Here is an 18,491-nt window from a genome sequence, read left to right on the forward strand (position 1 = left end):
CCTTTGCGCCGGAGTGTTTTGCATCGGGCCCAGCGGGGGTCTAACCGACTATGAACGCACAAGGTGTGGATACAGTGGATTCACATGCCGTGGATCAACCAGCTGATCCCAAGCGCAGGCGTACGCTCATCGCCGCAACGAGCGCCCTCGGCGCCGTCGGCGTTGGCTTCGTGGCTGTGCCATTCATCGCTTCCATGAACCCGAGCGCCAAGGCCCGTGCCGCTGGCGCGCCGGTGCAGGCCGACGTGAGCAAGCTCGAAGACGGCGCGTTGCTGCGTGTCAAGTATCGCGGTCAGCCGGTGTGGATCGTCAACCGCACGGACAAGATGCTCGCCGCGCTGCCCACCAACGATCCGAAGCTGGTGGACCCGAACTCCACGGTGCCGCACCAGCCCGAGTACTGCCAGAATCCGACCCGATCCATCAAGCCCAAGTACTTCGTGGCCATCGGCATCTGCACCCACCTGGGCTGCTCGCCGACGTACCGGCCGGAGTTCGCGCCAGACGATCTGGGGCCGGACTGGAAGGGCGGGTGGCACTGCCCCTGCCACGGCTCCAAGTTCGACCTCGCGGGGCGGGTCCTCAAGAACGTGCCGGCGCCGACCAACCTGTGGGTGCCGAAGTACCAGTACATCAACGACACCACCATCCTCATCGGCGAGGATAAAGGAGCGGCCTAATGAGCTCAGATTCCGCTAACGCTCAGCCAGCCCCGGGAGGCTTCCTGGGCTGGCTCGATAAGCGCTTTCCAGTCATAGACACCTGGAACGAGCACCTCGCCCAATACTATGCACCGAAGAACATGGGCTTTTGGGCCTTCTTCGGCTCGCTCGCCCTCGTGGTGCTGGTGCTGCAGATCGTTACCGGTCTGTTCCTCGCCATGTCCTACAAGCCTTCCGCCACGGAGGCGTTCGCATCGGTGGAATACATCATGCGCGACGTCGACTGGGGCTGGCTGATCCGCTACATGCACTCCACCGGGGCGTCGTTCTTCTTCATCCTGGTGTACCTGCACATGTTCCGCGGGCTCATGTGGGGCTCCTACAAGAAGCCGCGCGAACTGCTGTGGATGATCGGCGTCGTCATCTACCTGGCCATGATGGCCACGGCCTTCTTCGGCTATCTGCTGCCCTGGGGGCAGATGTCCTACTGGGGCGCGCAGGTCATCGTGAACCTGTTCTCCGCGGTGCCAGGCATCGGTGAGAGCCTGTCCACCTGGGTGCGCGGCGACTACGTCATTTCCGACGCGACCCTGAACCGCTTCTACGCGTTCCACTTCCTGCTGCCGTTCATCCTGGTCGGCCTCGTGTTCGTGCACATCGTCGCGCTGCATCGGGTGGGGTCCACCAACCCGGACGGCATCGAGATCAAGAAGGGCCCCAAGGGCAACAAGTGGAGCGACACGGCGCCGGCCGACGGCATTCCGTTCCATCCGTACTACACGGTCAAGGACATCATGGGGCTGGTGGCCTTCGCCGCCATCTTCTCGGCGGTGGTCTTCTTCACGCCCGATTTCCACCATCTGTTCCTCGAGGCGCCCAACTTCCAGCCGGCAGATCCGCTGAAGACGCCGCCGCACATCGCGCCGGTGTGGTACTTCACGCCCTACTACGCGATGCTGCGGGCGGTGCCGCCCATTGCCGCGTCGCAGTTCCCGGGTGTCGTGGTCATGTTCGCCGCCATCCTGATCCTGTTCTTCCTGCCGTGGCTGGACCGCAGCCCGGTGCGCTCGATGCGCTACAAGGGCATCCTGTCGAAGATCTTCCTGGCCGCCTTCGCCGTGTCTTTCGTCGTGCTGGCCTACCTCGGCCTGCAGCCGGCATCGGAACTGCACACGCTGCTCTCGCAGATCTTCACCGTCGTGTACTTCTCGTTCTTCCTGCTGATGCCAATCTACACCAAGCTCGAGAAGACCAAGCCCGTGCCGGAGAGGGTGACCACATGAGAAAGCTGATTATCGCGGGCGCCCTGTTGCTGCTGCCCTTCGTCGTACACGCCGCCGAACAAGCGCCGCCGTTGCAGCAAGCCAACATCGACCTCAAGGACAAGGCTTCGCTGCAGCGTGGTGCGAAGTATTTCGCCAACTACTGCATGGGCTGCCATTCGCTGCAATACATGCGCTACGAGCGCATGGCGGCGGACCTCGACATCCCCACCGCGGAACTGCAGCAGAACCTGATCTTCGGCGACGCCAAGCCCGGCGACCTGATGACGAACGCCATGCAGCCCAACGACGGCCAGAACTGGTTCGGCACCGCGGTCCCGGACCTGACGCTGGTGACCCGCTGGCGCAGCCCGGACTACGTGTACACCTATCTGAAGTCGTTCTACTACGACGACACGCGTCCGTGGGGCGTCAACAATCTGGTCTTCCCGAAGGTCGCCATGCCACACGCCCTGGTGGACCTCCAGGGTGTCCAGAAGCCGGTCTATGCCGGCGGTGAGGCGCCCACCGATGGCAGCGAGGGGCACGTCGTGGGCGTGGAACCGGTGGAGCCCGGCCTGCTGTCGCCCGATGAGTACGACGACATGGTGCGGGACATCACCAACTTCCTCACCTACGCCGGTGAGCCCATGAAGCTTCAGCGCCGCAGCCTGGGGCTGTATGTGCTGCTGTTCCTGGGCCTGATGTTCATCGCCGCGTACTACCTCAAGAAGGAGTTCTGGAAGGACGTCCACTGATCGGTTCCTGAGCGGAGCCTGATCCAAGAGCCCGCGTCGCCTCGGTTTCTGAACCGGGTGGCGCGGGCTTTCTTGGTTTGTGTGATGGCGGCCGGCATGTCTGCCGCTGCGGAGGCGCCCCATGGCGCCGATGCCGTTGCGGTGACGGGAGTGTTGCGCCCGCGGAATGGCGCGGGTGGAATCGGTGTATCCTTAAACCCTTTGGAGAAGCGCAGCCCTAGTGCGGCGCAGCGACGCGACGCTTGTGTAAATGCATGCCCCTGGGCCGCCGGCACCCAGACGGGCCGAGTCAATGCCATGCCGGTGGTTACCGAGAGCCGAGGTGTGATGACGCTCTTTTCCGATCCGCAATGCCCGTATTGCCATCGCGTGCGCATGGTGCTGGCAGAGAAGAAGATCAACATCGAGGTCGTGGACGTCGATGCGGAGAATCTGCCGCCCGAGGTGCTAGATGCGAATTCCTACGAGGCCGTCCCGACCCTAGTGGACCGGGATTTGGTGCTCTACGAGTCCCAGATCATCATGGAGTACCTCGACGAGCGTTTCCCGCATCCGCCGTTGCTGCCGGTGGACCCGGTCGCGCGCGCCAATGCGCGGCTCTTCATGTATCGCGTGGACCGCGACTGGTACTCGCTGATGGGCCAGATCGCTCGTGGCGACGAGGACACCGCCGCCACGGCGCGGAAGGCGCTGCGCGCGAGCCTCGCTGAATCGGCGCCCATCTTCGCCGCCAAGCCCTTTTTCATGAGCGACGAATTCTCGCTCGTGGACTGCGTGGTGGCGCCCTTGCTGTGGCGTTTGCCGATGCTCGGCGTGGAACTACCATCCACTGCCGTCGCGGTAACCGAATACAGCACCCGCATCTTCGAATGGCCATCCTTCCGGCGCAGCCTCTCGGAGGCGGAGCGGGAGATGGTCGCGGACCTTGCCTGAGGGCTGTCGCCTGATGGCTGCCCAGACCGCCGGCCTGACCGTTGACCTGACCGCCTGTCGGAACCGCGCCGGGACGCCCTCACCGTCCGTTCGGTGAATGTCATGACTTCCAATCGCCCGTACCTGATTCGCGCCATTTACGACTGGATCATCGACAACGGCATGACGCCGCATCTGATGGTGGATGCAGAGCATCCGTCCGCCGTCGTGCCAATGGAGTTTGCCGACGATGGCCGCATCGTGCTCAACGTCGCACCACAGGCGGTGCACGGCTTCCACATCGGCAACGACATGATCCGCTTCTCGGCCCGCTTCGGTGGCAAGCCCTTTGCCATCGAGCTGGCCCCCCAGGCCGTGCTCGGACTCTTCGCGCGCGAGAATGGCCAAGGCATGCTGTTTCCGGACGAGGAGCCAGCCGCGCCGGAAGCCGAAGCGGATGCGGACGCAGACGCAGACGCCACGGCCGGCACCGACAACACGTCCGACGACGGCGACAAGAAGCCCTCCCGGCCCAACCTCCGCATCGTCAAATAGCCGTCCGTACGAGCAGCTCGATTTCGGCGTTGCGAGCGATACTTTCACGGTCTCTACGCATCAGGGCACGAACTGTCCGGTGTCGCCATCTCGCGCCTCGCCCGTGTCGCCGGGGGCGTCGCTGTCCGTGTCGGCATCCAGCTCCAGACGCTCCAGCGCCAAGCCCAGCAGCACCACGCGGCCGTTGCGGCGCTCGACGCCGGCGATGCTGAACTCGAAGCCATAATGGCGGCGCACCCGGAGCCCCTGCGGCGTCCAGCGTAGCGACAGGCTGCGCAGCGCCACCGCCTGGTCCAGCAACTGCACCCCGGCGCGCTCGCAGGCGCGGCGCGCGTGCGCCAGCGCGAGCTCCCGGGCGCGCAGCGTGTTGAGCCACAGCCACCCCGCGATCAGCACGACAAGCAGGGCCGTCAGGTTATCCATGATCGGGTTCATGCGGATCGCTGCGGGTCGGCGCGGTGGATGATGAGGACAGACCGTTTCGCCAGGCGTGGTCGCGGGTCGCGCGGGCGCGCTCCAGCGGGGGGACGGTGAGGGGGAGGCTGTCCTCGCGGCCCGCGGCCACTAAGGCGCGGGCCTCCACCGCGGGCCCCAGCATCACGGCGATGGGGTAGGTCTGCGGGTGGGTGCCGAGGACAATCTTCAGCGACATCGTCAGCGGCACCGACAGGAACATGCCCGCCGGCCCAAGCACCCAGCCCCAGAAGATCAGCGACAGGAATACCACCAGCGTGGACAGGCCGAGACCCTGGCCCATGATGCGCGGCTCCAGGAAGTTGCCGACGCCGATGTTGACGATCATGAAGCCGATCGTGGCCAGCAGCGCGTGGTCTAGGCCCAACTGCACCAGCGCCAGCATCACCGCGGGCACCGCCGCGATGATGGAGCCGATGGTGGGGACGAAGTTGAGCAGGAAGGCGAGCATGCCCCACATGGCCGCGAAGTCCACGCCCAGGTACTTGAGCCAGCCCCAGAGCACCAGCCCGGTGAAGATGCTGGTGCAGGTCTTGATGAACATGTAGCGGTTGATGGTGTGCATCACCTCGCGCAGTTCGTGCAGCGACGCCTCCGGCGAGCGCATCGCCGCGCGCAGCTTGCTCGGCAGGCTGTTGGCCTCGAACAGGATGAAGATGACCGTCACCAGGATCAGGAAGGCGTTCGTGAGCAGGCCGCTCAGGCTGCGGATCAGGTCGCCCGCGAGGCCGAGCACCCGCGCCGGGTCCACCAGGGAGTTCATCGCCTCGCGGGACACGTGCACGCCCAGGCTGTTGAGCCAGGTGATGAGGTCTCCGGTCAGGGCCTTCAGGCGCAACTGATAGTCCGGCAGGTTGGCGTTGAATGCGTTCAGCGAGCCGGTGAACAGGGCGACGACAACGCTCCCGGCGCCGACCAGGAGCGCCACCACCAGCAGCATCGCCGCCCAGGTGGGCAGGCGCCGGGCGCGCAGGAACTGCACCAGCGGCCCCATCACTACGGCGATGAAGACCGCCAGCAGAAAGGGCGTGACCAGATTGGAGGCCGCCTTCAGTCCAGCCACCACCACCACGAAGGCACCGGCCACCAGGAGGAACCGCGCCGCCGGCGTGAATCCGACCTGTTGACCCTCGTGCATCGCTGCGGCCTCAGAAGGCGGGCAGACCGCTGTGCAGCAGCCAGACCTTGCGCCTGTCGTCCCAGCGCCAGTCCTGGCGGTCGATCACCTGCTTGACCCGCTGCTCATCCTCCAGCACATAGTCGACACGCACCAGCCTGACGGCACGATGCTCCGGCGTGAGGGTGGCCGGACGGACCACCTCGATCCCGGTCACCCGCACGTTGCCGAGTGCGCTCGTGTCCAACCCGTTGCGGGCATCCGGGTCCAGAAACTCGACCGCCGTGTCCCAGTAGCCCCAGCGCAGCGCCTCGCGATAGCTGTCGGTGGTGTCGAGCAGGGCGCTCGCCTGCTTGTCCTGCCGCAGGGTGGCGCAGCCGGGCAGATCGGCCATTGGCAGTGCCAGCGCGGCGGCGAGCAGCAGGAGGGTGGGGCGGAGTAGACGCGGCATGGCGGACGAAAGACTGGGCTGGCGTGGTGGATGGGGTGCTGCGGCGCGCCCGCGGGGGCGCTGGGCCGGGCGGCGGCGAGTCATGATAAACCCCAGGTCCATACCGGCCAAATGCCCCCTTTGGACACCGCTACGGGGCGCGCCGCGGCTGCGCTATCATCCCCAGCTTGCCCGCAACGACGACGCTACCGCCGTGCCCGACTCCCAGGACGATCCCCACCAGACCGCATCGCCGCCAGAGCCCGCGTTGAGTGTCCGGGTGAACGGCGCCGAGGTGTACCTGCTCGGCACCGCCCACGTCTCCCGCGCGAGCGTGGCGCAGGTACGCGCGCTGCTCGCGCCCGCCGATGACGGTGCGCGGGGCTTCGACGCCGTGGCCGTGGAGCTCTGCCCGGGCCGCTTCGAGTCCCTGACCGACCCGGACCGGCTGAACCGCATGGACCTGTTCGCGGTGATCCGCGAGCAGCGCGTCTACGTGGTGGCGGCCAGCCTGGCGCTGGCCGCCTACCAGCAGCGGCTCGCGGAACAGTTCGGCATCGAGCCCGGTGCCGAGCAGCGTGCCGCGATCGAGCTCGCCCATGAGCGCGGGCTGCCAGTGCTCTTGGTGGACCGCGACATCGGCGTCACGCTGCGCCGCGCCGCCGCCAACCTCGGCTGGTGGAAGCGGCTCAACCTGTTCGCCGGCCTGCTCGCCGGCATGCTGTCGCGCGACGAGGTGAGCGAGGAGGAGATCGAGCGCCTGAAACAGGGCGACGTGCTAGAGACCACCTTCGCCGAGTTCGCCGAGGACCGCCGCGACCTCTACGTTCCCCTCATCAAGGAGCGCGACCAATACATGGCCGCACGGCTGCGCCAGGAGATCGCCGGCGGCGGCCATCGGCGGGTGTTGGCAGTACTAGGCGCCGGCCACCTGGCGGGCGTCGCCGACGCGCTGGGCGCTGCCGCGGGCGCCCACGCTGATCCCGCCGCGACCATCGCCGCCCTCAGCCACGTGCCGGCGCGGTCGCGGCTCTGGCGCACGCTGCCCTGGCTCCTGGTGACGTCGATACTCGGCGTCTTCGTCTACGGCTTCACCCGCAGCCCGGCGCTCGGCTGGAACCTGGTCTGGGACTGGGTCGTCATCAATGGCGGGCTGTCGGCGCTCGGCGCCGTCATTGCCGCGGCGCACCCGCTGACGGTGCTGGTGTCCTTCTGCGCGGCGCCGCTGACCTCGCTCAACCCCACCATCGGTGCCGGCATGGTGGCCGGCGCCGCCGAGCTGATGCTGCGCCGGCCCAGCGTCGGCGACTTCGGCAGCCTGCGCGACGACGTCACCACGCTGCGCGGCTGGTGGCGCAACCGCGTCTCCCACATCCTCACCGTCTTCATCCTGTCCAGCCTCGGCTCCGCCATCGGCACCTACGTCGCCGGCTTCCGCATCATTGGGCGGCTGGTGAGCGGCTAGCCGCCGTCCGTGTCCGCCGTGGGAGCGGCGTCCCCGCCGCGATCGGCGCCGCGCTCGCGCGTATCTGCGTCGGCTGAACAGCGCGCCCGTCCCGGCGCAGCGCGACAGCCCACCCAGGTGTGGCACTCTTGTGGGAGTGGCACTCTCGGTGCCGCGACCGGCGGCAAGGCAGCCCATCACGCCCCGAACAACCGCCGAGCGGCAGGCAGTCGCGCGGCCGCAATCGCGCCACAAAAAGCAGTGGCGCTCCCACGCCGGCGCGCCCAGAGCGGCCGGTATGGGCAGCCCTTATGGGAGGTCGGGTTAGCGATAGCGTACCCCGACGATGTGCGTCGGTGAGCCGAGTGTCGGGTTACGCTGCGCTAACCTGACTACGATCCGCTCGATTTCGGCGTTGCGAGCAATACTTGACCCATTTCGAAGCGCGGTCCGCCGTTGCGGACCGCTGTGTCCTAGACCACACCCGCCGGCAGCGCTACATCCCGAATCAGGTTCAGCGCCGCGTCCAGGTGCTGGAAGGCATGGTCGCCGCCCGGAAAGGCCAGCACCCGCGCGCAGGCGCGGTACAGCGCCGCGGTGGCGCGCTGGTCGATGACCTCGTCGTCCAGGTCCAGCAGCAGGGTCGTCGGCGCGTTCAGGTTCGTGCAGGGTCGCACCGGCGCATAGCCGCGGGTCTGCTCCAGCACCTCGCGGGTCAGCAGGTAGCGCTCGCCGCCGGCGGTCACCTGCTCGCGCCCCACGTGGGCGCGGAGCTGCGCCCAGGGCCGCAGCGCCGGATTGATCATGAACAGGTGCGCGCAAGGCAGGCGGCCGATGAGCCAGCGGCCGTAGAAGCCGCCCATGGAGCTTCCCACCAGCACGGGCGGGCCGCTCTCCGCCAGGGTTTCGGCCAACATCGCCTCGAGCTGCGCCACCGCGGCGTCCGGGCGATGTGCCGGGTAATCCGGCGCCAGCACCGGCAGTGGTGCCAGTGCCTCGCGCAGGTGGGCTGCCTTGGCGGAGTTGCCGGAGCTGTTCAAGCCGTGCAGGTAGACAAGCATCTTGGGGTATCGCTGAGCGTCGGTACTTATGGTGCAGTGCAGCATTGTACCGCGTGGCGCCACGCCGGGCCCGATCGCCTTGATGTCGGCGGCGGCTCCGCAATCTCCGAGAGAACCAGGGCGTGCGCGCCCGTCTGCACCGGAGCCCACCATGTCCGACACCGTGCTGCCCGCGCTGTTGCAGTCCTATCTCGACACGTTGGTGCCCGAGCGGCCGCCGGAGCTGCGCGCCATGGAAGCGCGGGCTGCCGCCGAGGGCTTCCCCATCATCGGCCCCGCCTGCGGGCAGGTGTGCTATCTGGTGGCGCGCATGGTGCGCGCGCGCCGGGTGTTCGAGCTGGGCTCCGGCTTCGGCTACTCAACCGCCTGGTTCGCCCGCGCGCTACAGGAGACGCACGCGGACGGCGGCGAGGTGCACCACACCGTCTGGGACCCCGCCCTGTCCGACCAGGCGCGGCGCCACCTGGCAGCGCTCGGCCTCGACGCGCGGGTGCACTTCCACGTGGGCGAGGCGGTTGCGGCGCTGGCGGGCCAGCCGGGTGGGTTCGATCTCGTGTTCAGCGATATCGACAAGGAGGGCTATCCGGATTCGCTGCCCGTCATCGAGCGCCAGTTGCGCCCCGGCGGCGTGCTCATCGTCGACAACATGCTCTGGGGCAACCGCGTGCTGGACCCGCGGGCCAGCGATCCCGCCACTGAAGCCATCCGCCGCTTTACCCGGTCGATCGCCGACAGCCGCACCTGGAGCGGCAGCATACTTCCCATCCGCGACGGCCTGCTGCTCGCGCTCAGGACATGACGCCATGGGGCTATACTCCGGCCAAGCATTGCGCCGGAGCACTCCAATGGCCGACAAGCACTCGAGCCCCACCGACCGCGTCGAGGCCCTGTACCGGGAGCTGGTCACGCACTACGGCGGCGGCGACGACCGCGAGCTGCGCGCCGCCGCCAAGCTGCTGCTCGTGGCACTCGCCAAGTTCCGCGCCCACGGCGGCCGCCGCTGGGCCGAGCTGCTGGACGAGTACGTCGACATCGTCAAGCACGACCCCGGGCGTCTGGAGCGCATGCTCCAGTCCAACAGCGGCACGTCCCCGGACGAGCTGCAGGCCTGACCCGCGCCCTGGGGGCACCGAGTCCTGGGGGCGCCGAGTTGTACTCGGCCCGGCCGCCGCCAGGCGGCCTGCTGGGATGCGCGTGCTGCCGGCAGCGGCCGGGCATTTGCGCTATCCAGCCCTCGCACACGCGCCGAGTGCAACTCGGCGGCCCCAAGGTGCCGATTACAACCCGGCGGTCCGGGGGGCGGTGGCCCCGGGGTGGGTGCCTGGCAGGTTGCGGGTATACTGCGCGTGCCCTCGCGGGTGCGGTTCAGGACGGCCGCGATCGACCCAATCTGACCTTAATCCATGCATCGACAACCAGCGGTCCCGTTGGCCGCTAGGAGCCCCCATGGACATCGCGCAGGCGAACGAGGAGTTCGGCATCGCCGGTGTGCTCAGCATCTGCGACGGCCGCGGCGGTTTCCCGCTGATCTGTATCGACAACGACCATGCCCGTGCCGAGATCTGCGGCTACGGTGGGCAGGTGCTCTGCTACCGGCCGGAAAGCGAAGCGCAGGACCTGTTGTTTCTGAGCGAGCACGCGTATTTCCAGCCCGGCAGGGCCATCAAGGGCGGCATGCCGGTGTGCTGGCCCTGGTTCGGCCCGGACCCGGAGCCGCGCGGCCGGCCCGACCACGGCTTCGTGCGCACCCGGCACTGGACGCTGTTGGGCACCGAATCCCGGGTGGACGGCAGCACCCGGGTGCGGCTCGGCTGCCGTGACGACGACACCAGCCGCATCCTCTGGCCGCACAGCTTCGCGCTGGAGCTGGCCGTCACGGTGGGGCCGACGCTGGAGGTGGCCCTCATTACCCGCAACACCGGCGACAAGCCCATGACCATCACCCAGGCGCTGCACAGCTATTTCCGCGTCGGCGACGTGCGCCGCGCGCAGGTGCTGGGGCTGGCGGGCTATGAGTACATCGACAAGGTGGCGTCCATCACCAACCTGGATCGGCCCCCGGCGCCACCCGCGGCAGGCGAGGCCGTGGACGTGCGCATCAAGCAATCCGGCCCCATCAACTTCGACGGCCCGGTCAACCGCATCTACCTGGACACCGCCGAGCGGCTGGTCATCGACGACCCGGCGCTGGGCCGCCAGATCCACATCGACCGCGAGGGCAGCAACTCCGCCGTGGTCTGGAACCCCTGGGTGGAGCAGTCCCGGCACATGGGCGACTTCGGCGATGAGGAGTACCTGGGTATGGTCTGTGTCGAGACCACCAACGCCGCCGACGACGCCGTGACCATCGCTCCCGGCGACAGCCACCGCATGGCCAGCCGCTACGGGATCGTGCATGACTGATGGCCCCATCGCCGGCGGGCGGCCGGACGACGGCCATGCGGCGGACCGGCACTGGGCCGATTGGCTGCGCTGGGCGGCCGAGCAGGGCGTCTCCGTCCCCGAGGATGCCGAGTTTCACGCCGCCCGTGCGCGTGTCTGGGCGGCGAGCGACTTCGCCGCCGTCACCGCCGTGCGCAGCCCCGGCACGCTCGCGGCGCTGCTCGCCGACGGCGCGCTGGAGCGCGCGCCCGAGGCCGGCGAGTTGGATCGGCTGCTGGCCGAGGCGCTGGCGCCGTTGTTCCCGGACAGCCCCGACGAGCCCGGCCTGGCCCGCACCCTGCGCCGCTTCCGCCGCACGCAGATGCTGCGCATCGTCTGGCGCGACCTGTCCGGCTGGGCGACCCTGGACGAGACCCTGGAGAGCCTGAGCGCGCTGGCGGACGCCTGCGTGCAGCGCGCGCTGGACCTGGTCACGGCCTGGACCGAGGCGGAGCTAGGCGTGCCGCGGGACGCCGAGGGGCACCGCCAGCGCCTGCTGGTGCTGGGCATGGGCAAGCTCGGCGCGCGCGAGCTGAACCTGTCCTCGGACATCGACCTGATCTTCGCCTTCCCGCGCGGCGGCGAGACCAGCGGCGGGCCGCGCGTGCTCAGCAACGAGCAGTTCTTCACCCGGCTCGGCCAGCGGCTGGTCAAGGCCCTGGACGAGGTCACGGTGGACGGCTTCGTGTTCCGCGTGGACACCCGGCTGCGGCCCTTCGGCAGCGCCGGCCCCTTGGCCATGAGCTTCGATGCCATGGAGGGCTACTACCAGGCGCAGGCGCGCGAGTGGGAGCGCTACGCCATGACCAAGGCGCGGGTCATCGCCGGGCCGCCGGGGCCGGCGGCGGAGCTGATGGCGGAGCTCAGGCCCTTTGTTTACCGCCGCTATCTGGACTTCGGCGCCATCGAGTCGCTGCGCTCGCTGAAGGTGATGATCGCCCGCGAGCTCAAGCGCAAGGGCATGGAGCACAACATCAAGCTCGGCCCGGGCGGCATCCGCGAGATCGAGTTCGTCGGCCAGTCGTTCCAGCTCATCCGCGGCGGCCGCGAGCCGGAGCTGCGTATCCGCGCCATCCAGCCGGTGCTGAAGCTGCTCGGCGACAAGGGTCTGCTGAGCCCCATCGACGTGGCCGCGCTCACCTCTGCCTATCGCTTCCTCCGGCTCACCGAGAACCGCCTCCAGGCGTGGCAGGACCGCCAGACCCACGTCCTGCCGGACAAGCCGGAGGCCAGGCTCAGGCTCGCCCGCAGCATGGGCTTCGACGACTGGGCGGGCTTCGCGGCGGTGCTGGATGCGCACCGCCAGCGCGTGCAGCGCTGCTTCGAGGCCATCTTCGCCGAGCCCGGCGCCGGCCAGCACCCGCTGGCTGGCCTGTGGATCGGCCGCCCGGACCCGGCGGAGGCCGAGTCCCTGCTGGCCGCGCACGGCTTCGCCGACCCGGCGGAGGCCGCCGCGGCCATCGCCCGCTTCCGCGACGCCGCCAAGCGCCGGGGCCTGAGCACCCGCGCCGCCGAGCACCTGGACCTGGTGGTGCCGGTGCTGCTCGCCGCCGTCGCCGACAGCGACGACCCGGACCTGGCGCTGCCGCGGGTGCTGACGGTGGTGGAGTCCGTGCTCGGGCGCACCGCCTACCTGGCGCTGCTCTCCGAGCACCCGGACGCGCTGCGCCAACTAGTGCGGCTCAGCGCCAAGAGCCCGTGGTTCGCCGAGCGCACGGCGCGCCAGCCGCTGCTGCTGGACGAGCTGCTGGACCCGCGCCGACTGTTTGAGCCGCTGCGCCGCGCCGACCTGGAGCGCGAGCTGGACGTGCTGCTCGACACGGTCGGCGACGACGACCTGGAGCAGCGCATGGAGCGGCTGCGCCAATTCGTGCAGGGCAACAAGCTGCGCACCGCGGCGGCAGACATCACCGGCGTGATCCCGCTGATGGTGGTGAGCGACTACCTGACGGAGATCGCCGAGGTGGCCACCAGCCGCAGCCTCGCCATCGCCTTCGGCGACATCAGCGAGCGGCACGGCCGGCCGCCGGGGGCGGCGCTCGCCGAGCCTGGCTTCCTGGTGCTGGGCTACGGCAAGCTCGGCGGCATCGAGCTGGGCTACAACTCGGACCTGGACCTGGTGTTTCTTTACGACGAGGCCCTGGCCAATGTCGGCACCGAGCCCGATGCGGACGGACAGCGCCCCATCAGCGGCGCCCAGTTCTATGTGCGCCTGGCGCAGCGCATGATCCACATCATGACCACGCCGACGTATTCCGGCGTGCTCTACGAGATCGATGCACGGCTGCGCCCGGACGGCGACAAGGGCATGATCGCCCGCACACTGGCCTCCTTCGACAGCTACCAGCGCGAGGAGGCCTGGACCTGGGAGCACCAGGCGCTGGTGCGCGCGCGCCCGGTGGCTGGAGACAGGAGGCTCGCCGAGCGCTTTCGTAAGATTCGCGCCGCGATCCTCCGCCTGCCGCGCGAGCCCGGGAAGCTCCGCGCCGACGTGCGCGACATGCGCGACAAGATGCGCGCGAGCCTGGATAAGACCCGCGACGACCGTTTCGACCTCAAACAGGGCCGTGGTGGTATTGCCGACATCGAGTTCATTGTTCAATACTCGGTGCTGCGCTGGGCCGCCGAGCACCCGGAGCTGACGGACTGGACCGACAACGTGCGCCTGCTCCAGACCCTGGACCATCTCGCGCTGCTGCCCGGCCACGCCGCGGGTGAGCTCACCGAAGCCTACAAGGCCTTGCGCACGGCCTATCACCGCAACGCGTTGCAGGACACGCCGGGGGTTGTTCCGGATACGGAGCTCGTTGCCGAGCGTGATGCCGTGGCGGGGCTCTGGCGGCGGCTGATTGAAGCGGGCAGCGCCTAGCGCCCTAGTGTCTAGCGCCGAGGGCTCAGCGCCGGCGACGCGAGAGATCGCCCCTGCCGCAGCCGCGGGCCATGTCACGGGATTGCGCTGGGCTCGCGTCGTGTGGCCGCCAGGGTGCTGGCTCATGCCGCACTTCTGGAGATCCATCTACAGTACAAACGGCCCTTGGCCCTTGCGCCTCGGCCCTTCTTTCGCAGGAGAATGACAATGAGCATGGCCGACCGCGAAGGCGTGATCTGGCATGACGGCGAGCTCGTGGACTGGCGTGAGGCCAAGACCCACGTCCTGACCCACTCGCTGCACTACGGCATGGGTGTGTTCGAGGGTGTGCGTGCCTATGCCACCGACCGCGGGCCGGCCATCTTCCGGCTGGCGGACCACACCAAGCGGCTGTTCAATTCCGCCCACATCCTGGGCATGCGCGTGCCCTTCGAGCAGGAGACGCTGAATGCCGCGCAGTGCGCGGTGGTGCGCGAGAACGGGCTCGAGTCCGCCTACATCCGGCCGCTGCTGTACTACGGGTCCCAGGGCATGGGCCTGCGCGCGGACAACCTGCGGGTGCACGGCATCGTGGCCGCGTGGGATTGGGGCGCCTACCTGGGCGAGGAGAACATCAAGTACGGCATCCGCATCAAGGTGTCGTCCTTCACCCGGCACCATGTCAACGCCGTCATGTGCCGGGCCAAGGCCACCGGCAACTACATGAACTCCATGCTGGCGCTTCAGGAGGCGCTGCGCGACGGCTACGACGAGGCGCTGTTGCTGGACACGGAAGGCTACGTGATGGAGGGCAGCGGGGAGAACATCTTCATCGTGCGCGACGGCGTCATCTACACGCCCGATCTGACCTCCGCGCTGGACGGCATCACCCGCAGGACGGTGATGACCCTGGCCGCCGAGATGGACCTGAAGGTGGTCGAGAAGCGCATCACCCGCGACGAGGTCTACATCGCTGACGAGGCCTTCTTCACCGGCACCGCCGCCGAGGTGACACCTATCCGCGAGGTGGACGGCCGCGCCATCGGCAGCGGCAGCCGCGGCCCCATCACCGAGCAGCTGCAGACCCGGTATTTCGATGTCGTGCAAGGCCGCAGCCCCGAGCACCTGCACTGGCTGACGCTGGTGTAGCGTCCGGCCCGCGGGAGCGCCGTTGTGGGAGCGGCGTTCCCGCCGCGATGCAAGCTGCGCGTGTTCTACAGATCGCGGTGCGGATGGTGCTCCAACTCGTGGCGGGTTGGTCGCGGCAGGTCGCGGCACCAAGAGTGCCGCTCCCACGGCATCGAGCACGTCGCGGCAGGTCGCGGCACCGAGAGTGCCGCTCCCACGAGCGTGGCGCTGCCACGTGCCCCGCGCGGGACAATAATCGTTGTAAACCTCTGAGGAGCCCATTCCATGCTCAAAGCCAAACAGGACCGGACCCCAGCCGAGGCCGGTCGCCAGCCGCCCCCGCCCGTGGAAGGGGTGCGCATCGTCACCCGCAAGGACCTGCCGCTGTCCTGCCCCATGCCGGACGCGCCGCTGTGGAACATGCATCCGCGCGTCTACCTGCCCATCGAGGACGACCCCGATCACGAGGCCACCTGCCCTTATTGCGGGGCCAGATATCGCCTGGAGGGCTGAGCGCGCCCGTCAAGCAGGACCATTGCGGCTACGCGTGCGACGACGGCGGTTGCCGCGGCCGGTCAGTCCTGCTCCGTCGGATCGCCCCAGCGCCGCTGTAGCTCGTCGAGCTGATCCCGCGCGCAGATCAGGATGATCTCATCGCCGGTTTTGATGCGCCGCGTCTCGTCGGGCAGTCGGAAGCGTTGCTGGCGGTACAGGCAGACGATGCGGGTGCGCCCTGGCAGGTCCAACTCCTCGATGGTCATGGCCTCGCTCTCGCCGGCGACGAAGCTGAACACGGTCGCATCGTCACGGATCACCGACGAGAGCTCCAGCGACTTCTCGCCACCGAGCAGGTTGCGCAGGTGATTCGCCACCGCCTGGTTCGGCAGCACCGCGTCCTCGAGGCCGAGCTCGGTGGCGATGTACTGGAACTGCCGCTCGTTGACCCGCGGCACCACGCGCGCGAAGCCCAGCGAGCGCCCGATGAGCGCCGCCAGGATGTTGGTCTGGTCCGACTCCAGCAGGCAGAACAGCACGTCGGTGTTCTCGGGCTCGGCGTCCCGCAGCACGTCGGGCGAGGTGCCGTCGCCGTGCACAAAGCCGGCGTCGAGGCGGTCGGCAAGGGTGTCGATGCGGGAGCGATCGCGCTCCACCATGATGACCTCGTGCCCGTCCGCGAGCAGCAGCTCCGCGGTGGCGACGGTGAGCGAGTTGCTGCCGATGAATGCGGTTCGCATCAGAGCTTGCGCCTCCTGCCGATCCAGGTGGGTGGGTAGAGCAGCACCAGCAGTGCCAGAATCTCGACGCGGCCGAACAGCATGTCCGCGATGAGCACGACGGCCAGGCCGGGTGCCAGTTCGGCGCCGGTGAGCCCCATGGAGAGGCCGGCGTTGGCGGTGGCGGAGGCGACCTCAAACAGGCTCGCCAGCGGTGGCTGGCCGTACAGCAGGAACGCGAGCCAGGACAGAAGCAGCACCGCGAGCCACAGGGTCAGCAGTTGCAGCGCGCCGGTGATCATGTCCTGATCCACGAGCTCGCCGTCTACGCGCGCCTGCAGTACCGCCCGTTCCGCAATGGCCGTGCGCCGCAGCGCAAGCTGCACCAGGCGCAGCAGCACAAGCAGCCGGATGATCTTGATTCCGCCCGCCGTGGAGCCGGTACAGCCGCCGACGCTCATGGAAACGATCAGCACGAGCTGTGCCGCCGGCGGCAGCGCGGCGACGTCGGTGGTGCTGAAGCCGGTGTCGGTCTGTGCCGAGATGCCGAGCGCCAAGCCGTGGCCGAGTGCCGCTTGCCAGTCGAGTCCCTGTTGCAGGATGCCGAGCAGCGTCAGCGCCAGTGAGGTCATGAGCGCCGCGGCGACCAGGGTGCGGACTTCCTCGTCGCGCCAGAGCTTGCCGATGCCGTGTGCCGCCATACGGGCGTAGAGCGGCAGGCTGACCGCGGCGAGCAGCGAGACCGCCGTCAGTACGCCGGATGCGGCCACGGGCAGTGGCGCCAGGCTGCCGTCGTTGGGGGCGAAGCCGCCGGTGGCCACTGCCGACAAGGCATAGAGCAGTGCCTCGAAGGCGCCCGCGCCGGCCGCCCAGACCGCCGCCACCGCCAGCACCGTCAGCACGGCGTAGACCACGAACACGGTGCGCGCGTGGTGCCGGGCGCCGGCGGCGGTGAGCCGCTCGCCGGTGGTCTCCAGCAGCCGGCGGGTGCTGGCGTGATGGCGCATGATGAGCGCCGCCGTCAGCACGGCGATGCCGAGCCCGCCGTACCACTGCATCCAGGCGCGCAGGAAGAGCACGCCCCCGTCGGTCCCGTCCAGTCCGCGCAGCACCGTGAGTCCGGTGGTGGTGACGGCGGAGACGGCCTCCAGCAGCGCATCCAGCAAGTCGATGCCGGCGGCCGCGAGGGGCCAGGCCATGGCGGCCGCCGCCAGCGTGAAGGCGAGACCGGTGACGGCCAGGGCCTCGTTCCATTGCAGATCGGTGCGCGCGATGTCCACCCCCGGCAGCCGCACCAGTAGCAGCCCGAGCGCCAACTGCGCGACGGCCATGAGGCCGAGCCGCTGCCATAGCGTCTCATCGCCGAGCACCAGCGCCACCAGCGCCGGCACCAGGGTCAGCACGCCCAGCGTCAGCAGGAGCTGCGCCAGCGTGGCCGCCACTACCCGGATGCGGGCCGCGTGCAGCAGGGCTTGGACGGCGTGCTCGGCCATGGGGTGCGCTCGCGGCGAGGTCGTCTCCGGCGGGGGATGCCAATACTCTAGTACGCCTGCGGCAAGCTCTCGCTGCCGCAGCGTCACGAGACGAACGTCGAAGGGGTTCACGCAACGGGCGCAACGGGTAACGGACGCAACAAAGGAGCCGCGTTGCGATCACTGCGGCGTGGCGCTGGTGGCGTGCACTAGTGCCCCGTTTCAGCCAATTTTGCAGGGCGCCAACCCGGGTGGGGCCGGAGTCGAGGAACCAGGTCGAAGTCTCTGCCCGTGGTCGTTGTCGTGGTCGTTGTCGTTGTCGAATAGCCGATCACGACCACGACCACGACAACGAAAGCAGAGTTGGGAGAAACGCTCCACTAGTCGTTCGCATCGGTCTCGGCGCGCGTGCGCGGCTGCTCTTCCCCGGGGGCCGGTGCCAGGCTGGGCACACCGAGATGCCGTGCCGCCTGGGCCAGCAACTGTGCGCTCACCGGCGCTGTCATGAACAGAAACAGCGAAATCAGCAGCTCCCGCGCCGTGGCGTCCCCGCTGCTGGCGAGGTAGAGCGCCGAGCCCGCCAGCGTCGCGCCGACGCCGAGCGTGGTCGCCTTGGTGGGGCCGTGCAGCCGGGTGAAGAAGTCCGGCAGCCGCACCAGCGCCACCGAGCCGAGCAGCGCGAAGGCGGCGCCGAGCAGCACCAGGGCCGAGACCGCAAGCTCGATGAACATGG

At 68.8% G+C, this 18,491-nt stretch carries 19 protein-coding genes; 12 read left to right on the plus strand and 7 right to left on the minus strand.

Annotation, left to right across the window (positions count from 1 at the left end):
• Positions 1 to 89 precede the first annotated feature (89 nt).
• From petA to LJE69_RS19310, 5 genes are all read left to right on the plus strand, one after another.
• Positions 90 to 680, plus strand: a complete 591-nt coding sequence (gene petA, locus LJE69_RS19290; RefSeq protein WP_296927688.1) for a ubiquinol-cytochrome c reductase iron-sulfur subunit — start codon at positions 90 to 92, stop codon at positions 678 to 680.
• Positions 680 to 1,945, plus strand: a complete 1,266-nt coding sequence (locus LJE69_RS19295; RefSeq protein WP_296927689.1) for a cytochrome b N-terminal domain-containing protein — start codon at positions 680 to 682, stop codon at positions 1,943 to 1,945. The genes petA and LJE69_RS19295 overlap by 1 nt, the downstream gene beginning before the upstream one ends.
• On the plus strand, positions 1,942 to 2,682 hold the full coding sequence (locus LJE69_RS19300) for a cytochrome c1 (RefSeq protein WP_296927690.1): 741 nt from the start codon (positions 1,942 to 1,944) through the stop codon (positions 2,680 to 2,682). The genes LJE69_RS19295 and LJE69_RS19300 overlap by 4 nt, the downstream gene beginning before the upstream one ends.
• A gap of 297 nt (positions 2,683 to 2,979) precedes the next feature.
• Positions 2,980 to 3,615, plus strand: a complete 636-nt coding sequence (locus tag LJE69_RS19305; RefSeq protein WP_296927691.1) for a glutathione S-transferase N-terminal domain-containing protein — start codon at positions 2,980 to 2,982, stop codon at positions 3,613 to 3,615.
• 102 nt (positions 3,616 to 3,717) lie between these two features.
• Complete coding sequence (locus tag LJE69_RS19310; protein WP_296927692.1) at positions 3,718 to 4,149, plus strand: ClpXP protease specificity-enhancing factor; 432 nt, start codon at positions 3,718 to 3,720, stop codon at positions 4,147 to 4,149.
• Between the two features lie 60 nt (positions 4,150 to 4,209).
• Here the strand turns inward: LJE69_RS19310 and LJE69_RS19315 are convergent, their stop codons facing one another.
• Genes LJE69_RS19315 through LJE69_RS19325 form a run of 3 tightly spaced genes read right to left on the minus strand, consistent with a single transcriptional unit; the run spans position 4,210 to position 6,191 of the window.
• Positions 4,210 to 4,584, minus strand: coding sequence for a DUF3301 domain-containing protein (locus tag LJE69_RS19315; RefSeq protein WP_296927693.1), 375 nt, complete (start codon positions 4,582 to 4,584; stop codon positions 4,210 to 4,212).
• Positions 4,565 to 5,761, minus strand: coding sequence for an AI-2E family transporter (locus LJE69_RS19320; RefSeq protein ID WP_296927694.1), 1,197 nt, complete (start codon positions 5,759 to 5,761; stop codon positions 4,565 to 4,567). The genes LJE69_RS19315 and LJE69_RS19320 overlap by 20 nt, the downstream gene beginning before the upstream one ends.
• Positions 5,762 to 5,771: 10 nt before the next feature.
• The gene (locus LJE69_RS19325) at positions 5,772 to 6,191 is read right to left on the minus strand and encodes a hypothetical protein (protein WP_296927695.1); all 420 of its coding nucleotides are present in this window, start codon (positions 6,189 to 6,191) and stop codon (positions 5,772 to 5,774) included.
• A gap of 247 nt (positions 6,192 to 6,438) precedes the next feature.
• Here LJE69_RS19325 and LJE69_RS19330 point away from each other — a divergent pair, with 247 nt between their 5' ends.
• Positions 6,439 to 7,635 carry a TraB/GumN family protein gene (locus LJE69_RS19330; RefSeq protein WP_296927718.1) on the plus strand — a complete coding sequence of 399 codons (1,197 nt, stop codon included), beginning with the start codon at positions 6,439 to 6,441 and terminating at the stop codon, positions 7,633 to 7,635.
• Positions 7,636 to 8,087: 452 nt separating this feature from the next.
• On the opposite strand, the gene LJE69_RS19335 is transcribed toward LJE69_RS19330, so the two are convergent.
• Positions 8,088 to 8,675 carry a YqiA/YcfP family alpha/beta fold hydrolase gene (locus LJE69_RS19335; RefSeq protein WP_296927696.1) on the minus strand — a complete coding sequence of 196 codons (588 nt, stop codon included), beginning with the start codon at positions 8,673 to 8,675 and terminating at the stop codon, positions 8,088 to 8,090.
• Between the two features lie 151 nt (positions 8,676 to 8,826).
• Between LJE69_RS19335 and LJE69_RS19340 the strand changes: the two genes are divergently transcribed.
• From LJE69_RS19340 to LJE69_RS19365, 6 genes are all read left to right on the plus strand, one after another.
• Positions 8,827 to 9,474: an O-methyltransferase gene (locus LJE69_RS19340; RefSeq protein ID WP_296927697.1), complete on the plus strand. Its 648-nt coding sequence runs from the start codon at positions 8,827 to 8,829 to the stop codon at positions 9,472 to 9,474.
• A 46-nt stretch (positions 9,475 to 9,520) separates the two neighbouring features.
• Complete coding sequence (locus LJE69_RS19345; RefSeq protein WP_296927698.1) at positions 9,521 to 9,787, plus strand: hypothetical protein; 267 nt, start codon at positions 9,521 to 9,523, stop codon at positions 9,785 to 9,787.
• A 334-nt stretch (positions 9,788 to 10,121) separates the two neighbouring features.
• On the plus strand, positions 10,122 to 11,078 hold the full coding sequence (locus LJE69_RS19350) for a D-hexose-6-phosphate mutarotase (RefSeq protein WP_296927699.1): 957 nt from the start codon (positions 10,122 to 10,124) through the stop codon (positions 11,076 to 11,078).
• Positions 11,071 to 13,965: a bifunctional [glutamate--ammonia ligase]-adenylyl-L-tyrosine phosphorylase/[glutamate--ammonia-ligase] adenylyltransferase gene (gene glnE / locus LJE69_RS19355; protein WP_296927700.1), complete on the plus strand. Its 2,895-nt coding sequence runs from the start codon at positions 11,071 to 11,073 to the stop codon at positions 13,963 to 13,965. The genes LJE69_RS19350 and glnE overlap by 8 nt, the downstream gene beginning before the upstream one ends.
• 207 nt (positions 13,966 to 14,172) lie before the next feature.
• Entirely contained in the window at positions 14,173 to 15,093 is a 921-nt protein-coding gene (locus LJE69_RS19360) for a branched-chain amino acid transaminase (protein WP_296927701.1), read from the plus strand.
• Between the two features lie 264 nt (positions 15,094 to 15,357).
• Entirely contained in the window at positions 15,358 to 15,585 is a 228-nt protein-coding gene (locus LJE69_RS19365) for a zinc-finger domain-containing protein (RefSeq protein WP_296927702.1), read from the plus strand.
• A gap of 62 nt (positions 15,586 to 15,647) precedes the next feature.
• On the opposite strand, the gene LJE69_RS19370 is transcribed toward LJE69_RS19365, so the two are convergent.
• From LJE69_RS19370 to LJE69_RS19380, 3 genes are all read right to left on the minus strand, one after another.
• Positions 15,648 to 16,307, minus strand: a complete 660-nt coding sequence (locus tag LJE69_RS19370) for a TrkA family potassium uptake protein (protein ID WP_296927703.1) — start codon at positions 16,305 to 16,307, stop codon at positions 15,648 to 15,650.
• Positions 16,307 to 17,779 (minus strand): TrkH family potassium uptake protein, encoded by a 1,473-nt coding sequence (locus LJE69_RS19375; protein WP_296927704.1) that lies wholly within the window; start codon positions 17,777 to 17,779, stop codon positions 16,307 to 16,309. Before LJE69_RS19375 ends, LJE69_RS19370 begins: the two co-directional genes overlap by 1 nt.
• Positions 17,780 to 18,138: 359 nt before the next feature.
• Complete coding sequence (locus tag LJE69_RS19380; RefSeq protein WP_296927705.1) at positions 18,139 to 18,489, minus strand: Na+/H+ antiporter subunit G; 351 nt, start codon at positions 18,487 to 18,489, stop codon at positions 18,139 to 18,141.
• Positions 18,490 to 18,491 lie beyond the last annotated feature (2 nt).

The organism is Thiohalocapsa sp. (assembly GCF_022340605.1).
Classification (GTDB): Bacteria; Pseudomonadota; Gammaproteobacteria; order Chromatiales; family Chromatiaceae; genus Thiohalocapsa.

What these genes read in the sequence shown, in the direction of transcription:
- LJE69_RS19295 (WP_296927689.1), top strand. Translation starts at nt 680, where the DNA reads ATGAGCTCAGATTCCGCTAACGCTCAGCCAGCCCCGGGAGGCTTCCTG.
- LJE69_RS19300 (WP_296927690.1), top strand. Translation starts at nt 1,942, where the DNA reads ATGAGAAAGCTGATTATCGCGGGCGCCCTGTTGCTGCTGCCCTTCGTC.
- LJE69_RS19305 (WP_296927691.1), top strand. Translation starts at nt 2,980, where the DNA reads ATGCCGGTGGTTACCGAGAGCCGAGGTGTGATGACGCTCTTTTCCGAT.
- LJE69_RS19310 (WP_296927692.1), top strand. Translation starts at nt 3,718, where the DNA reads ATGACTTCCAATCGCCCGTACCTGATTCGCGCCATTTACGACTGGATC.
- LJE69_RS19315 (WP_296927693.1), bottom strand. Translation starts at nt 4,584, where the DNA reads ATGAACCCGATCATGGATAACCTGACGGCCCTGCTTGTCGTGCTGATC.
- LJE69_RS19320 (WP_296927694.1), bottom strand. Translation starts at nt 5,761, where the DNA reads ATGCACGAGGGTCAACAGGTCGGATTCACGCCGGCGGCGCGGTTCCTC.
- LJE69_RS19325 (WP_296927695.1), bottom strand. Translation starts at nt 6,191, where the DNA reads ATGCCGCGTCTACTCCGCCCCACCCTCCTGCTGCTCGCCGCCGCGCTG.
- LJE69_RS19335 (WP_296927696.1), bottom strand. Translation starts at nt 8,675, where the DNA reads ATGCTTGTCTACCTGCACGGCTTGAACAGCTCCGGCAACTCCGCCAAG.
- LJE69_RS19340 (WP_296927697.1), top strand. Translation starts at nt 8,827, where the DNA reads ATGTCCGACACCGTGCTGCCCGCGCTGTTGCAGTCCTATCTCGACACG.
- LJE69_RS19345 (WP_296927698.1), top strand. Translation starts at nt 9,521, where the DNA reads ATGGCCGACAAGCACTCGAGCCCCACCGACCGCGTCGAGGCCCTGTAC.
- LJE69_RS19350 (WP_296927699.1), top strand. Translation starts at nt 10,122, where the DNA reads ATGGACATCGCGCAGGCGAACGAGGAGTTCGGCATCGCCGGTGTGCTC.
- glnE (WP_296927700.1), top strand. Translation starts at nt 11,071, where the DNA reads ATGACTGATGGCCCCATCGCCGGCGGGCGGCCGGACGACGGCCATGCG.
- LJE69_RS19360 (WP_296927701.1), top strand. Translation starts at nt 14,173, where the DNA reads ATGAGCATGGCCGACCGCGAAGGCGTGATCTGGCATGACGGCGAGCTC.
- LJE69_RS19365 (WP_296927702.1), top strand. Translation starts at nt 15,358, where the DNA reads ATGCTCAAAGCCAAACAGGACCGGACCCCAGCCGAGGCCGGTCGCCAG.
- LJE69_RS19370 (WP_296927703.1), bottom strand. Translation starts at nt 16,307, where the DNA reads ATGCGAACCGCATTCATCGGCAGCAACTCGCTCACCGTCGCCACCGCG.
- LJE69_RS19375 (WP_296927704.1), bottom strand. Translation starts at nt 17,779, where the DNA reads ATGGCCGAGCACGCCGTCCAAGCCCTGCTGCACGCGGCCCGCATCCGG.
- LJE69_RS19380 (WP_296927705.1), bottom strand. Translation starts at nt 18,489, where the DNA reads ATGTTCATCGAGCTTGCGGTCTCGGCCCTGGTGCTGCTCGGCGCCGCC.